This is a genomic window from Pseudomonas congelans, from assembly GCF_900103225.1.
Classification (GTDB): Bacteria; Pseudomonadota; Gammaproteobacteria; order Pseudomonadales; family Pseudomonadaceae; genus Aquipseudomonas; species Aquipseudomonas congelans.
The window spans coordinates 826,957-841,968 of record NZ_FNJH01000001.1; the positions used below are offsets into that span (position 1 = coordinate 826,957).

Consider the following 15,012-nt stretch of genomic DNA (forward strand, 5'->3'; position numbering starts at 1 on the left):
CAGGCAGTTCGCAGGGCGTGAAATTCAGAAAAGGAATATTGCACGCTCTATGCCAAAGACCAGAGTGCTGGAATCCCGGGGCTTTACGTGGTTTTCCAGCGTTCTTGATGTTGATCTGACAGCAGCCTGTTGAATGGCTGTTGCCAGGCAGACAGTCGGGTTTTGTAACTCATCTCTTGACGATTTTTTGACATTTTCCCTGTCTGTCAGACGCTTTTTTTCGCCGGTACTGCAACAGAATCGTTTTTTGACACTCTTAATCGTCCACATTCTTAATTTCGAAACATGTGCGCACTAAGATTCGCGCGTGACCCTGTTTGACTGATCCGCCGAAATTTCCAGGGCGAGCTGCACAAGCCTGCGTATTCGCACCAGCCAGACGGCTGTCCCCTTTCAAATGCGCACCGGACTCAGAAAATAATGAATATGCCGAAAATGCCTTCCATCACCCGTCTTCAGCGCCGTCTCGCGTGGTGCTTCTTCCCCTCCGTGCTGGTGGCTTCTGCCCTGGTCCTGTTCACCATGGGCAAAGGCGTCCATGCAGAACCCAAGAATGGTACCCAGACACTGGTGTTCCTCCGGCATGCCGAAAAACCGGCCATGGGGTTGGGGCAACTGAACTGCCAGGGGCTCAACCGGGCGATAGAACTGTCGGAAGTCCTGCCTAGGGAGTTCGGCAAGGCTGATTTCATTTTCGCTGCCAACCCGAGTCGACACGTGGAAGAGGGTGAGGGCGACCTGTCCTACAGCTACGTTCGTCCGCTGATGACGGTAGGGCCCAGCGCAATCAAACTGGGGCTGCCCGTCAACCTCGACTTCGGTGCCAACGACACCGCAGACCTGGCCGATGAACTGATGCAGGACAAGTACCACAACGCAGTCATCTACACCGCGTGGTCGCATGGCTATCTGCCGGAGCTGATCAACAAGGTTGCTGAAGAAGCGTCCGGCAAGAGCACCAATCTGCTGGATGACTGGACAAACGACGATTTCGACTCGGTGATTGTCGTCACCTTGAAATGGGTCGATGGCAAAGCCACGCTCGATTACAAGAATCAAAAGCAGGGCCTCAACAACGGTACCCAAACCTGCCCTGAAGCGACCTGATGTCGAACCTCAACGGCCTTTCAGCCGTTGAGCGACTTCATCGACGCCGCGTTATAACGTTCGCCGGATGCCGACCCCTGAGCCGGAAAAATCGTCTCCAGCTGGGCAAGGTCATCGCTACTGAGCGTCAATGAAGCCGCTGCCACGTTGCTTTCCAGGTACTTGCGCTGTTTGGTGCCAGGGATCGGAATGATGTCATCTCCCTGGGCAAGCACCCAGGCCAGCGCCAGTTGCGATGCGCTGATGCCCCTGGCCGTAGCCAGTGCCTTGACCTTCTCGACCAAGTGCAGATTGCGATTGAAGTTTTCGCCCTGAAACCGTGGGGTGAAGCGACGGTAGTCATCGGCCGCGAAATCGTCCGGGGTGCGCAATTCACCGGTCAGAAACCCCCGGCCCAGCGGGCTGTACGCCACGAAGGCAATACCCAGGCGACGGCAGGTGGCAAGCACGCCATCCTGTTCCGGATCGCGTGACCAGAGTGAGTACTCGCTCTGCACGGCCGCCAGCGGGTGCACCGCGTGGGCCTTTTCGATGGTCGCTGCACTGGCTTCGCAGATACCTATGTGGCGCACCTTGCCTGCCTTGACCAGTTCGGCCATGGCGCCAATGGTCTCCTCGATGGGCACCTTGGGGTCGACGCGATGCTGATAATAGAGATCAAGGTAATCGGTGTTCAGCCGCTTCAGACTGGCGTCGATGGACTGGCGAATGTACGCCGGGCTGCCATTGACGCCACGTGCATGCGGGTCGTCGCCACGCACGATGCCGAACTTGCTGGCCAGGTAGATACCTTCACGCTTGCCCTCGAGGGCACGGCCAAGCAAGGCTTCGTTGGTGTACGGGCCGTACATGTCCGCCGTATCGAAAAAGGTGACACCCAGCTCCAGCGCGCGGTGCAAGGTGGCGATGGATTCCTTTTCGTCGATACCGGTGGTGTAGAAGTCCGACATTCCCATGCAGCCCAGCCCGAGGGCTGATACGTGCGGACCGTGGTTACCCAGTTGGCGCGTCATCACAATGAGTTCTCCTGACGTTTTAAAGAGCGGTCAAGTCTCTGCTCTTTGGTTGGCGCAATAAACCGGGTGATTGTGATTTCACTGTTGGGAAATTCCGAATAATAGTATTCGCGGCGAGGGACCCCATAAATGCTTTAGATATGCTTTTTGATCGCGAAGGAACCCGACGAAGTCGGGCCGGAAACGGAGAGGGGACTAATGAAGTGCCGGTTAAGGTCTGAAGGGGGCCGATCGCCCCGGACACTGTTTTAGACGAGCAATAACGTCAGGCACCGTTTTGGTTGTGTCGATCCTGCCGATATCATCAAGATAGATGTCTATCGTACTTCCCCATTCAGGCGTGATGTCGATGCTTGATTTTCTTTGCATTTGTGCTCAATGACACCTGCTCCCCATTCCTGGGTGGCTGATTGGGCACCTTAAGGCCGGAAAGGATCAGCGTCACCCTCACATCGCTTTAAGCGAGCAATAACGCCAGGGCCAGTTTTAGCAGTTTCGATGCGGCCTCTGCCATCGAGGTAGATGTCTATCGCGCCGCCCCATTTTGGCGTAATTTCGATACACCTGCGCAGACTCTTTTCATTCCACCAATCGAAGCTCATAAAGAATTTCTCATTGGGAAAAATATGCCCGGTATCGTATGTGCCCTGACCCGGAAGCATTCCTTCTTTATGAATGTTGTGCTGGGTGTTCCAGATTACACGAAGCTCGTCTGTAGCTTCTTTAGAATAATGGACACGAACGACAGGAGTCGCCACGTACCAGAACAGCGCTGGAAGAATTATGCATGCCCCAATAAAATACCGAGCCTTAATATGTTTCACAGACATGGACACTGGCGCCATCTCCCCATTCTGACGGTGTGACCGCGAGTACTTCGTCCATGATCATCCTTGCCGTGACGCCTCCGGTTGGATTCTCATGGAAGAGTTTCACGCCAATGCTAATAGAAATCCGATCCGGGACGTCATCCCATGCGCGCAGCCCTTCTACACCCTCAGTGGCATGAGGCCCTTTGAGCCTCTGATCTTCTTTGGCTTCGAATATCTGCTCTCCCCACCGGCGTAATTGATCTGAAGCAATCTGCTCGACACCAGCGCCGTCTAAAAGGGCGCTCTCACTGAGTCCTCCGGCCATACCCACATAACCGTAATGAATGTTGGACCAGATATCGTAGTAGTAGTCGTACTTGCCTTGCCTGTGGCGATACATGCCAAACTTCGCGTGGATCTTCGATTTGTGGTCCCAGTCACGACCTTGGCCTACTCGCTCAGTCCAAAGGGCCATGGCTGCCACCACATTTGAAGCGCCGATAGCTTGAGGGTTGGTGTTCCCTATTTGGGCGTACCAGGGCAGGTCCATTCTTTTACGAGTCTCTTCCGCAACGTCATAGCTGAGCAGTTCTTTTATCTTCAAGACGGAGGAGTGGTGGATATTATTATTCATCTCGTCTGCGATGTAGGCCGCCAGCTTCTCCATCATGTTCGGATGCGTGCAGCCTTCAGGTCCATCATTTGGTACAGCTTCCTCTTCAGGCTGTTCACGGGCCGCATTTGGAGCTACCAAAGCGTTCGCCGCCAAGGCTTTCTCTGTGAGCTTCGGGTCAGACAACAAGATCGCCATCTTCTCGTCGTCCACGGAACCGTCTGGCCGGAAGGCCCCCAGCGCCATGAAGTTAATAATGGTCGCGCCACCAGCATCACCCATGACGAAGCCGCCACCAACATTGCCTGAGCCCGTGATGATTGTCCCGCCGTGACTGGTTGGGCTTCCTAAATGGGCCATAGGACGGCCATTCACTTGAATAGAGGGGAAACCTGAAGTGATGACCGCCCCGCACCCGCAGGAATCACCCACACGTGCCGCGCCCATGCCGTTGATGTTGGCATCACCGGATGCAGAAGCGATAGGCGTTGTACCGTGACCCGGCAATGGGCAGGCGTGCCTGTCGCCCAATCGAGCTGAAGAAATCATTGCAGGCCGTCCTTGCGTCTTTGATCCGTAGACAATAACCAGCGTTTAGTTGACGCATGGGAGGCTATCGAGAACGTGAAAGACGGTCTGTAGGAGGAGTCTTAATTTTCGCGAAGTGCCCTGAGAATCAGGTAGAAAAGTCGGAATGACCCCACTGTGAGCGAACTCTCATCAGCTCTGTGTTCACCAATATTCCTTGTCAAGCCTGCGTGGGTATCTGTCGTGCGCCTCTGGATGAGGAGTTTTGATGCGCCCTCGGGTGTGACAAGTCCTGTATCGAGCGGTGTTGCAAGCTGTTGGTCAACGCTTGCTTACCCCTTTACGATCCAGCTACCTCGCAGAACCACTGTGTGACGCAATGGTTGTATTTGAACGTTATGCCCTCTGTGCGTCTGCCCCTGAGCTCATAATCCCTACGCTCCAATCCGACAAAGCGCGCTAGCCACACAATACCGAATGGAGTACAAATGTACTCCATGAACATATTATCTCCTCGACGCAGCGCCATCCTTACCTTCATCCGCGATCGCATCGCGCAGCAGGGGCAATCACCGAGCCTGGCGGAAATTTCCGAGGCCTTCGGTTTTGCTTCACGTAGCGTGGCGCGCAAACACATTGTGGCCCTCACTGAAGCCGGGCTGATCGAAGTGGTACCGCATCAGGCCCGGGGGATTCGCCTGCTGAGCAGTGAGCCGCGGCCCGAATTGCTGGAAATTCCGGTACTGGGGCGCGTGGCGGCGGGCGCACCGATCGGGCCTGATCTCGATATACACACCACGCTGCACCTGGACCGCAGCACCTTTACCCGTGTGCCGGACTACCTGCTGCGCGTGCAGGGTGACTCGATGATCGAGGACGGTATTCTCGATGGTGATCTGGTTGGCGTGCACCGTAACCCGCAGGCCAGTGACGGGCAGATCGTGGTTGCCCGTCTGGACGGCGAGGTGACCATCAAACGCCTGCAACGCCGCGCCGACCAGGTGCGCCTGTTGCCGCGCAACCCGGCCTACGAACCGATCATCGTCACGCCCGATCAGGACTTCGCCATCGAAGGTGTGTTCTGCGGGCTGGTGCGCCGCGAATGATGGGCGCGGTGGTCAGCCTGGACGCCTTGCTGGATGAGCGCAGGGTCTGGAAAGGGCGTCAGCAGAGCGCGCCACAGATCAGCCAGCAGCCCAGTGGCCATGCGCTGCTGGACGCTGCCTTGCCCTCCGGCGGCTGGCCTGCTGCGGCCCTGACTGAAATCCTCATCCCGGCCAATGGCAGTGGCGAACTGCGCCTGCTGTGGCCGAGTCTGGCCCGGCTTTCCGCGCTCGGTGAGCGCATTGTGCTGGTCGCACCGCCCTATATTCCGTACCCACAGGCCTGGCTGGCCGCCGGCGTCGATCTGCGCCAGTTGGTGGTGATCGAGGCGACTACCCGCGATGCCTTGTGGGCCGCCGAGCAATGCCTGCGCTCCGGCAGTTGTGGCGCGGTGGTGTGCTGGCCCGGCATGGTCGATGACCGTGCGCTGCGCCGCTTGCAGGTGGCTGCCGAAACCGGGCAGACCCTTGCCTTTGCCTGTCGTCCGCAGCAGGCCGCCGCCAACCCTTCACCTGCGGCCCTGCGCATAGCGATCGATACCCGTCCCGCACAGTTGCGGGTGCTCAAATGCCGGGGCGGACTTGCGCCGCCTTTTCCCATTCCGTTCCCGACCGACGCTTGAGGTTCTTATGCTCTGGGCCTGTGTCTTGCTGCCGCAACTGGCGCTGGACGGCGTCATGCGTCGTCACGTCGACCCCGATGAACCGCTGGCGCTGATCAGCGGCAGTGCTCAACGTCGCGTGTTGCAGAGCGTCAATCCGGCTGCGCGTGCGTTGGGTCTGAAAGCCGGGCAGTCACTGACCGCAGCACAGGCACTGGTGCCGAATTTCACCACGATCGAGCATGACCCGGCCGATATCGAGCGCTTGCAGCAACTGCTCGCGGCCTGGGCCTACGGTTTCAGTTCCAATGTCAGCCTCAAGTACCCGCGGGTGCTGCTGATGGAAATCGAATCCAGCCTCAAGCTGTTCGGCCCCTGGCCGGTGTTCGAGGCGCGTTTGCGTGAAGAGCTGACCACGCAGGGTTTCCGCCATCGCATCGTGGTCGCGCCCAACCCGATAGCCGCACGGATGCTGGCCAACATGCATGACGGACTGAGCATCGACTGTCCGCATGAATTGCGCCGCTGTCTGGAGCAGATGCCGCTGGAACGCATCGGCCTGAGCCGCGAAACCGCTACCGCCCTGACACGCATGGGGCTGCGCAGCGTGCGGCAGGTGCTGGCGCTGCCACGCGATACGCTGGCCCGGCGGTTTCCGGCCAGCGTGCTGCAGCACCTCGATACCTTGCTTGGCGAGCGCCCCGTGGCGCTGGAGTGCTACACGCCGCCGGACTTCTTCGATGTACGCATCGAGCTGAATTTCGATGTCGAGTCCCATCAGGCCCTGCTGTTTCCGCTCAAGCGGCTGATCGCCGATCTGGCCTTGTTCCTGGCCGGACGCGACAGCGGCGTGCAGCGATTTTCCCTGCACCTCGAGCATGTGCCAGGGCTGGAGACCGTCGTGCCGGAGACTGTCGTGCCAGTCGGGCTGCTGAGCGCTGAGCGCGATGCGTCGATGCTCTTCGAACTGGCCCGCGGCAGGCTGGAACAGGTGCTGGTAGCGTCGCCGGTACGTGCTGTGCGTCTGCTGGCGCGAGACTTGCCGGATTTCGTCCCGGCGCACCGTCAGTTGTTCGATGAGCGCGTGCAGCAGACCTTGCCCTGGGAGCAACTGCGCGAGCGCCTGCGGGCGCGTCTGGGCGACGAGTCGGTCAATGGCTTGCGCGCCCAGGCCGATTATCGTCCCGAATGTGCCTGGCAAGCGCATAGCAGCAGTAAACCGGTCCTGCCGGCCAGAGGCTTTACGCGTCCGGGCTGGCTGCTGCGCGAGCCTCAGCCGCTGCCGGTGCAGGCGACCCGCATCGTGGCCGGGCCCGAGCGAATCGAATCCGGGTGGTGGGACGGCAGCGATGTGCGCCGCGACTATTACCTGGTCGAAACCGCCAGTGGTCAACGCGCCTGGGCGTATCGCGCGGTTGGCGAGCAGGGTGAACTGCTGCTGCATGGCTGGTTCGCATGACCAGCGAATACGCCGAGCTGCATTGCCTGTCCAACTTCAGCTTTCAGCGGGGTGCCTCGAGCGCAAGCGAGTTGTTCGAACGGGCGTTGCGTCATGGCTACAAGGCGCTGGCAATCACTGACGAATGCACCCTGGCCGGCATCGTACGCGCCTGGCAGGCGTCCACAAGCACCGGTCTGCCCTTGATCGTCGGCAGTGAAATGCACATCGAAAACGGTCCGAAAGTCGTCTTGCTGGTGGAAAACCAGACAGGCTATGAGGCGCTGTGCAAATTGATCACGGTCGCGCGCCGCAGGGCCCAAAAAGGCGAATACCGCTTGTTGCGCGAAGACTTCGAGCCTGCGCCGGACGGGTTGCTGGCACTCTGGCTGCCGGACCTCGACGGTGATGCTCAAGCCTGTCTGGCAGGCGGACGCTGGTTGCGTGAGCGATTTGCCGAGCGCCTGTGGCTGGGTGTCGGGCTGCACCGTGGCCCGGATGACGAGCAGCGGCTGGCCGACCTGCTGGCGCTGGCGCAATCGCTGGGTATCCCGGCAGTGGCCAGCGGTGATGTGCACATGCACGCGCGTGGCCGGCGCGCTCTGCAGGACACCATGACTGCTATCCGCCACCACACCACAGTGGCCGAGGCAGGCCACCTGTTGTTTGCCAATGGCGAGCGCCACCTGCGGCCTCTGGATGTGCTCAGCGAGCATTATCCAGACTGGTTGCTGGCAGAGTCGGTGCTTATTGCCCGGCGCTGCACGTTCGACCTGGGCGATTTGAAATATGAATACCCGCATGAACTGGTCCCCAAGGGCCAGACCCCCACGTCCTGGCTACGTGAACTGACCGAGCGCGGTGTTCGCCGGCGCTGGCCGGACGGCCTGACACCGGCCACCCGTGCGCAGGTCGAGAAGGAACTGGCGCTGATCGCGGAAAAGAAGTTCGACAGCTACTTTCTGACCGTGCATGACATCGTCGAGTTTGCCCGCAGCCAGCACATCCTTTGCCAGGGACGCGGCTCGGCGGCCAACTCGGCAGTATGTTATGCGCTGGGGATCACCGAACTGAACCCGGAAAAGAGCAACCTGCTGTTTGAGCGCTTCATTTCCAGAGAGCGCAACGAGCCGCCGGACATCGACGTGGATTTCGAGCATGACCGCCGCGAAGAAGTCATTCAGTACATCTTCCGGCGCTATGGCCGGGGCAGGGCAGCGCTGACTGCCGTAGCCAGCACTTATCACGGCTCCGGCGCGATGCGTGACGTGGCCAAGGTGCTGGGCTTGCCGCCAGATCAGATCAATGCCCTGGCAGAAGCCTTCAGCCGCTGGAGCGATTCACTGCCGTCGCCTGAACGTTTGCGCGAATACGGCTTCGATGCCGACACACCGATCCTCAAGCGCGTGCTGGCGCTGACCGGCGAATTGATCGGTTTTCCCCGGCACCTGTCGCAACACCCGGGGGGATTCGTGATTTCCGAACACCCGCTGGACACACTGGTGCCGGTCGAGAACGCCGCAATGGCCGACCGCACCATCATCCAGTGGGACAAGGGCGACCTGGACCTGGTCGGCCTGCTGAAAGTCGATATTCTTGCACTGGGCATGCTCAGTGCCTTGCGCCGCACGTTCGATCTGGTGCATCTGCACCGTGGCCAACGATGGACCCTGGCGACTCTTCCGGGCGACGACCGGAAAACCTACGAAATGATCAGCCGTGCCGACACCATCGGCGTGTTTCAGATCGAGTCCCGTGCGCAGATGGCCATGCTGCCGCGCCTCAGGCCGGAAAAATTCTACGACCTGGTCATCGAGGTCGCCATTGTCCGTCCAGGGCCTATCCAGGGCGATATGGTTCATCCGTACCTGCGGCGGCGCAATCGCGAAGAGGCAGTCACCTATCCGCCCAAGCTTGAATCGGTGTTCAAGCGGACCCTGGGGGTGCCGCTGTTTCAGGAGCAGGTAATGGAAGTGGCCATTCTGGCTGCCGACTACACGCCGGGCGAAGCGGACGAGTTGCGTCGCGCAATGGCCGCGTGGAAACGTCACGGCGGGCTGGAGCCGCATCGCGAACGGCTGCGCACGGGCATGCTGAAAAACGGTTACGAAGCGGACTTTGCCGACCGGATCTTCGAACAGATCAAGGGCTTTGGCAGTTATGGGTTTCCCGAGTCGCATGCTGCCAGTTTCGCCTTGCTGACCTACGCCAGTTGCTGGCTCAAATGCCACGAACCGGCAGCGTTCACCTGCGCGCTGATCAACAGCTGGCCGATGGGGTTCTATAGCCCGGATCAGTTGTTGCAGGACGCGCGCCGTCATCACATCGAAATCCGCCCGGTGGATGTGCGCTACAGCGACTGGGATTGTTCGCTGGAGCCGCTCGATCATCCTGACAGCACGCGCAATCTGGCGATTCGTCTCGGGCTGCGCATGGTCCGCAGCTTTCGTGAAGAAGATGCCTTGCGCATCGAAGCCGCGCGCGCGAAACGGCCGTTTGTCGATGCCACGGACCTGACGGTGCGCGCCGAGCTGGACTCGCGCGCCGCCGAAGCACTGGCGGATTCCGGTGCCTTGCGCGGCCTGATCGGCCATCGGCATCGGGCGCGCTGGGAAGTGGCCGGGGTTGAGGCCCAGCGACCGCTGTTCGACGACCTGCCCAGCGAAGAACCCCAGGTGATCTTGCCGCTGCCGACCGTGGCCGAAGACCTGGTGGCCGACTACACAACGCTGGGTACTACCTTGGGTCCACACCCGCTGGCCTTGCTGCGCAGGCAACTGGCTGCCAAGCGCTTTCGCAGCTCACAGGACTTGTTACACCTGGAAAACGACCGGACCCTCAGCGTGGCGGGGCTGGTCATTGGCCGTCAACGACCGGGCACTGCGAGTGGCGTGACCTTCGTCACCCTTGAAGATGAGTTCGGCATGGTCAATGTGGTGGTCTGGCGCGACCTGGCCGAGCGTCAGCGCAAGGTGCTGGTGGGTTCGCAATTGCTGCAGGTGTTCGGGCGACTGGAATCGAAAAGCGGGGTGCGGCACCTGATTGCCCAGCGCCTGTACGACCTGACGCCGTTGCTCACCGGACTGGATGTGCGCAGCCGGGACTTCCAATAATCGGGCCTGCAATTTGCAGTATCAATCGGCACATCCTGCCATCGAGAAGCCCAGTATGTACAAAGACTATCCAGCCGCTTACCAGGTCAGCAAAGGCGCGGCGCTGCAAGTGGACACTGCCTTTTATGAGCGCATCCGCACGAATGCGCAGCAACGCACCCTCGTCGAACAGTTCGAAGTGCCGATTCGTGCCGGGCGGGCCTGGAAGGTCAAGGCCGGCCAGGTGTTTCGGGTCACCACACCGGTTGGCCCGCAAGTCGGCGATTTCAATGTCTGGAACGCCAACGATCCCCGCGAGCGGCTGTGGGCTGCGCGCACGCGGCAGTTGCAGGGCGCGCATGTCAGCACCCATGACCGGTTGTGGTCGAACCTGCCGTTTTTGCGGCCAATGGTAACCATCACCGATGACAGTCTGGCCAGTTACGGAACCGACGAGCATGGCGGCCGCCTGCATGACCTGCTCGGCACGCGCTGCGATCCCTACGTCAACAAGATGCTGACCGGCGAAGACTTTCACCATCACTGCCACTCCAACCTGACCCGCGCAGTGTTGCCGCACGGGCTGACCGAGTTCGATGTGCACGATGTACTGAACATCTTCCAGTGCACCGGCCTGAACCATGACGACCTGTATTTCATGAAAGCCTGTCCGGCACAGAAGGGCGACTATCTGGAGTTCTTCGCAGAAATCGACCTGCTATGTGCCTTGTCGACCTGTCCCGGTGGCGACCTGTCACTGCCGATGTGGGGGCCAGATGCGCAGGACCCGTTGAGCGTCTGCCGACCACTGGGCGTGGAAATCTACAGTCTTGACGCGTCGCTGCTTGACGGCTGGCAGTCCCCTGAGCGCGCGGCTTACAACGGCCTGCATGGTCTGCAGATTGCCAAAGCCGATTGAGAGCAATGACCGCTCAGGCTGCGCGAGCCATCCTGCGCAGCCCCCATACCATCACCGCCCCCATCCCGAGCATGGCCAGCAGCAGTGCCGGGTAAGACACCCACCAGTGCAGCGGGGCGGTCATCATGCTGAATTCCGACATGCCGCCGATCCCGGCAATCAGGTTCAACGGCAGAAACACCACATTGATCAACGTCAGTTTGCGCAGCAGGGTGTTGGTGCTGTTATTGACCAGATTGCCGCGCGCATCCATCAGACCGGCGAATACCGTGGAATAGATCTCCGCCTGTTTATAGCACTGATCGTTCTCGATGATCATGTCGTCGATCAGCGCCAGGCTGTCGGCTGCGTATTGCCTGCCTTGCGCATGATTGCGCAGACGCGTCAGCACCGCACCGTTGCTGTGGATGGCGTTGATGTAATACACCAGACTTTCGCTGAGGTTGAACATCTGCAGCAAATGGCGATTTTCCAGTGAGGAGTTGAATTTTTGCTGCAATTCCCGGGCGACCATCTTGATGACTTTCAAATGGCCCAGATAGTGATGAATGTTGTTGAACAGCAGCTCCAGAAGGATATCGAGCGGCTGGTTCAACGGGCGGTGAGCCCCCAGCGCGCTCAAAGGTTGCTCGTCATCACAGATCAGCACCAGCTGGTCCCGGCTCAGCAGCACGCCAAAGGATGAAACGTCGAACGAGAAGCTGTCCTTGCCCGAATAGTTCTCGGGACGTTTCCAGATGACGAACAACGCATCAGGGTGAAACTCGATGCGCGAAATTTCGTCCGGGTCTAGTGCCGATGCAACGGCGTGCTCATCAAGGTGGAATCGCTCAAGCAATAATCTGCGTTCTCCGGCATCAGGTTTGCTGAACCACAGCACCTGAGCCTTTTGCGGATCACATGCCAGCAACTGGTTGTTGTCGAGTTTCAGGCCCTGAATCATCGTTTCACCATGCCTGACCGAGGCGCTTGAGCTCCAGACGGCGGACGAACTCTTCCAGCACCAGGCTGTACAGATCATCCTGCAGATAAGCGTCTTCGATGCCGGCATCCAGGTTCGGGTTGTCGTTGACCTCGATCACCACCACTTGATCGCCTGACTGTTTCAAATCCACGCCATACAAGCCGTCACCAATCAGGTTGGCGGTCTTGAGCGCCAGTTCGACCACGGCGCGCGGCGCTTCGTGTACCGCCAGCGTGCGGCATTCGCCAATCACCTCGGCACCGATCGCCTTGTGGTTGTAGATCTGCCAATGCCCCTTGGACATGAAGTACTGGCAGGCGAATATCGGCTTGCGATTGAGAATGCCGATGCGCCAGTCGTACTCGGTGTAGAAAAACTCCTGAGCCAGCAGCAATACCGAGTGCTCGAACAGCTGGGTCGTCGCCGTGTGCATTTCCTCGGGCGTGCTGACCTTTATTACACCTCTGGAAAAGCAGCCGTCGGGAATCTTCAATACCAGCGGGAAGCCCAGGCGTGTAGCCACGTGCTGCAGTTCTTCGGGGCGGTCCTTGTAGAGAATTTCCGTTCGCGGCATGCCCAGGTCATGGCTTTTGAGCAGGTCGGTCAGGTACACCTTGTTGGTGCAGCGCAGAATCGAGGTGGAGTCATCCATGACCACCAGCCCCTCGCTTTCGGCTTTCTTGGCAAACCGGTAGGTGTGGTTGTCGACGCTGGTGGTTTCGCGAATCAGCAGCGCGTCGTATTCGGCCAGGCGGGCGTAGTCTTTCTTTTCGATCAGCTCGACATCAATGCCCAGGCGCTGACCGACGCGGATGAAATTGGCCAGCGCCTGAGGGTTGGAAGGCGGCAGCTGTTCCTGCGGGTCATGCAGAATCGCCAGGTCGTAGCGGGCCATGCGCCGCGAACTGGGCTGGCGCCAGACGTTGCGGCTGAAGCCTTCCAGCGCCGTGGCGAACTCATCCTGCTGATCCTCACGCAAGCGCGGTAGAGCACCGGCCTTGATACCTGCAATGTGCCAGTTGTCGCGCTTGCGAAACTCCACCATCAGAATCGGACAGGGGAAAACTTCAAACAACTGACGGGCAAGATCCTTCAACGGTTCAAGTGTGGTCTGGCCGAAATACAGCGTCAGGGTAAACCCTTCGGTGTCGTCATAAGGGTGATCCTCAAGTGCGGTCTCCAGCAACTTGTCCAGGTCATCGAGGGCCAGGCCGTAGAGTGACTTGCGGGTCAACTCGCTGATGGTCTTTACCGAGGGAATGACATTGTGTTGGCGCGCTTCGGCCAGCAGGGAACAGTAATAACCGTGGCCCAGGTATTTGTAGCTGCGGCACAGGTTGATGACTTGCACACGCCTGCCTGCCGTGGCTTTCAGCGGTTTTTCCAGATAGTCCTGGGCGCTGATCAAGTCTTCGCTGGGGAAGTAAGATGCCCAGTCTTCGAGCCGTTCGACAATAATCACCAGTTGCCTCTGCGCTGCAAAGAGTGTTGTGGGGTCTGCACGTCTGGTTGTTGCTGAAAGCGCAAGTTGCGCAGATACTTCGTTCATCTTCACCTGTGCCGCTGACATGTGTAATCGATCCGATGGGAAACAAGTCCTTTCTATTAAGCATGTGCTTTTTGAAATGTCCCGTTTCGTTACACAACTTTTACGGCGGTGGAGATGGACTTTATATTTCGAGATGCAGTTGAAACCGATGTCGACGACTTGCTGCTTCTGGAGAACCAGTGTTTTGACGGCGACCGTCTGACCGCGCGCAGCTTTCACTGGATGATCCGTCGCGCCAATGCCAGCCTGATCGTCGCCGAGCAGGCCGGACAGCTCACCGGCTACGCGCTGGTGCTGTTTCATCGGGGCACCTCGCTGGGTCGCTTGTATTCGCTGGCGATTGCCGATGCAGCGCGGGGCAAGGGGCTGGGCAGGCAGTTGTTGCAACGTGCCGAGCAGCAGGCCGTGGGTCGCGACTGCGCTTACCTGCGCCTCGAGGTGCGCCCCGATAACGGCGCGGCCATCGGGCTTTACGAGCGCAGCGGTTATCGGCGTTTCGCTCAGGTCGACGACTATTACCAGGACCATGCCCCGGCATTGCGTTACCAGAAGCGCATCGTTGAACACGCCCGGCTGGACAGCCGCTCAGTGCCTTACTACCAGCAGACTCTGGAGTTCACGTGTGGCCCTGCCTGTCTGTTGATGGCCATGAAAGCCCTGCAACCTGCGCGCTCGATGGGGCGTGCCGAAGAATTGCAGATCTGGCGCGAGGCGACCACGGTGTTCATGACCTCCGGCCACGGCGGCTGCAGTCCTCAGGGGCTTGCGCTGGCGGTTCTTCGACGGGGCTTTGCGGTGAAGCTGCTGGTGTCGGTCTCAGGCCCGTTGTTTCTCGGCGGCGTACGCAGTGACAACAAGAAACAGGTGATTCGCCTGGTTCACGAGCAGTTCTGTGATGCGCTGCAAACCGCCGGTGTGCAGACACTGCCCAATCGCTCGCTGAACCTGCCAGGCCTGCTGGCAGACGGCGGCAAGCCGCTGGTGCTGATCAGCAGTTACCGCCTGACACGCTCCAAGGCACCGCACTGGGTGATGGTCACCGACTGCGACAGCGATTTTGTCTACCTGCACGATCCTGATATCGATCACAGCCTGCATCGGCAGGCCATCGACTGCCAGCATATGCCGGTAAGCCATGCCGACTTCAACCGCATGAGTTGTTTCGGTGCCGATAAACTTCGTGCGGCAGTGATTGTGTTTGCCGCGCCTGTGGATGATCATGCGTGCGCTTCAGCAGACCGGCCACAGGATTCCCTACCGTGATCAAGT

The 15,012-nt window shown here is 59.4% G+C and carries 12 protein-coding genes; 7 read left to right on the forward strand and 5 right to left on the reverse strand.

Translation table 11 applies throughout. From position 1 onward, the window contains the following. Positions 1 to 420: 420 nt before the first annotated feature. Positions 421 to 1,107 (forward strand): hypothetical protein, encoded by a 687-nt coding sequence (locus tag BLR20_RS03600; RefSeq protein ID WP_054993650.1) that lies wholly within the window; start codon positions 421 to 423, stop codon positions 1,105 to 1,107. A 20-nt stretch (positions 1,108 to 1,127) separates the two neighbouring features. On the opposite strand, the gene BLR20_RS03605 is transcribed toward BLR20_RS03600, so the two are convergent. The 3 genes from BLR20_RS03605 to BLR20_RS03620 form a co-directional block, all read right to left on the reverse strand. Next, a complete protein-coding gene (locus BLR20_RS03605) occupies positions 1,128 to 2,123 on the reverse strand; it encodes an aldo/keto reductase (RefSeq protein WP_054993649.1) in 996 nt (331 codons plus the stop codon). 419 nt (positions 2,124 to 2,542) lie between these two features. Continuing rightward, a complete protein-coding gene (locus BLR20_RS03615; protein WP_054993648.1) occupies positions 2,543 to 2,953 on the reverse strand; it encodes a hypothetical protein in 411 nt (136 codons plus the stop codon). Continuing rightward, the gene (locus BLR20_RS03620) at positions 2,934 to 4,097 is read right to left on the reverse strand and encodes a polymorphic toxin type 44 domain-containing protein (protein WP_054993647.1); all 1,164 of its coding nucleotides are present in this window, start codon (positions 4,095 to 4,097) and stop codon (positions 2,934 to 2,936) included. Before BLR20_RS03620 ends, BLR20_RS03615 begins: the two co-directional genes overlap by 20 nt. 467 nt (positions 4,098 to 4,564) lie before the next feature. Between BLR20_RS03620 and lexA the strand changes: the two genes are divergently transcribed. Genes lexA through BLR20_RS03645 form a run of 5 tightly spaced genes read left to right on the forward strand, consistent with a single transcriptional unit; the run spans position 4,565 to position 11,230 of the window. Next, positions 4,565 to 5,182, forward strand: a complete 618-nt coding sequence (lexA, locus tag BLR20_RS03625) for a transcriptional repressor LexA (RefSeq protein ID WP_054993646.1) — start codon at positions 4,565 to 4,567, stop codon at positions 5,180 to 5,182. Further along, entirely contained in the window at positions 5,182 to 5,802 is a 621-nt protein-coding gene (imuA, locus tag BLR20_RS03630; protein ID WP_054993683.1) for a translesion DNA synthesis-associated protein ImuA, read from the forward strand. The genes lexA and imuA overlap by 1 nt, the downstream gene beginning before the upstream one ends. Before the next feature lie 7 nt (positions 5,803 to 5,809). Beyond that, complete coding sequence (locus BLR20_RS03635; protein ID WP_054993645.1) at positions 5,810 to 7,240, forward strand: Y-family DNA polymerase; 1,431 nt, start codon at positions 5,810 to 5,812, stop codon at positions 7,238 to 7,240. Then, a complete protein-coding gene (locus tag BLR20_RS03640; protein ID WP_054993644.1) occupies positions 7,237 to 10,332 on the forward strand; it encodes an error-prone DNA polymerase in 3,096 nt (1,031 codons plus the stop codon). Before BLR20_RS03635 ends, BLR20_RS03640 begins: the two co-directional genes overlap by 4 nt. A gap of 55 nt (positions 10,333 to 10,387) precedes the next feature. Then, positions 10,388 to 11,230, forward strand: a complete 843-nt coding sequence (locus BLR20_RS03645) for an urea carboxylase-associated family protein (protein ID WP_054993643.1) — start codon at positions 10,388 to 10,390, stop codon at positions 11,228 to 11,230. A gap of 13 nt (positions 11,231 to 11,243) precedes the next feature. On the opposite strand, the gene BLR20_RS03650 is transcribed toward BLR20_RS03645, so the two are convergent. Together BLR20_RS03650 and BLR20_RS03655 are read right to left on the reverse strand one after the other, a co-directional pair. Then, entirely contained in the window at positions 11,244 to 12,173 is a 930-nt protein-coding gene (locus BLR20_RS03650) for a magnesium transporter CorA family protein (protein ID WP_003317664.1), read from the reverse strand. Positions 12,174 to 12,177: 4 nt separating this feature from the next. Next, positions 12,178 to 13,764, reverse strand: coding sequence for a RimK family alpha-L-glutamate ligase (locus tag BLR20_RS03655; protein WP_010433988.1), 1,587 nt, complete (start codon positions 13,762 to 13,764; stop codon positions 12,178 to 12,180). 93 nt (positions 13,765 to 13,857) lie between these two features. Between BLR20_RS03655 and BLR20_RS03660 the strand changes: the two genes are divergently transcribed. Continuing rightward, the gene (locus tag BLR20_RS03660; protein ID WP_010433986.1) at positions 13,858 to 15,006 is read left to right on the forward strand and encodes a GNAT family N-acetyltransferase/peptidase C39 family protein; all 1,149 of its coding nucleotides are present in this window, start codon (positions 13,858 to 13,860) and stop codon (positions 15,004 to 15,006) included. Positions 15,007 to 15,012 lie beyond the last annotated feature (6 nt).

Bases quoted from the DNA above. Each gene is read 5' to 3' on its own strand.
- BLR20_RS03600 (WP_054993650.1), top strand. From the start codon at position 421: ATGAATATGCCGAAAATGCCTTCCATCACCCGTCTTCAGCGCCGTCTC.
- BLR20_RS03640 (WP_054993644.1), top strand. From the start codon at position 7,237: ATGACCAGCGAATACGCCGAGCTGCATTGCCTGTCCAACTTCAGCTTT.
- lexA (WP_054993646.1), top strand. From the start codon at position 4,565: ATGTACTCCATGAACATATTATCTCCTCGACGCAGCGCCATCCTTACC.
- imuA (WP_054993683.1), top strand. From the start codon at position 5,182: ATGGGCGCGGTGGTCAGCCTGGACGCCTTGCTGGATGAGCGCAGGGTC.
- BLR20_RS03655 (WP_010433988.1), bottom strand. From the start codon at position 13,764: ATGTCAGCGGCACAGGTGAAGATGAACGAAGTATCTGCGCAACTTGCG.
- BLR20_RS03635 (WP_054993645.1), top strand. From the start codon at position 5,810: ATGCTCTGGGCCTGTGTCTTGCTGCCGCAACTGGCGCTGGACGGCGTC.
- BLR20_RS03650 (WP_003317664.1), bottom strand. From the start codon at position 12,173: ATGATTCAGGGCCTGAAACTCGACAACAACCAGTTGCTGGCATGTGAT.
- BLR20_RS03660 (WP_010433986.1), top strand. From the start codon at position 13,858: ATGGACTTTATATTTCGAGATGCAGTTGAAACCGATGTCGACGACTTG.
- BLR20_RS03620 (WP_054993647.1), bottom strand. From the start codon at position 4,097: ATGATTTCTTCAGCTCGATTGGGCGACAGGCACGCCTGCCCATTGCCG.
- BLR20_RS03645 (WP_054993643.1), top strand. From the start codon at position 10,388: ATGTACAAAGACTATCCAGCCGCTTACCAGGTCAGCAAAGGCGCGGCG.
- BLR20_RS03615 (WP_054993648.1), bottom strand. From the start codon at position 2,953: ATGTCTGTGAAACATATTAAGGCTCGGTATTTTATTGGGGCATGCATA.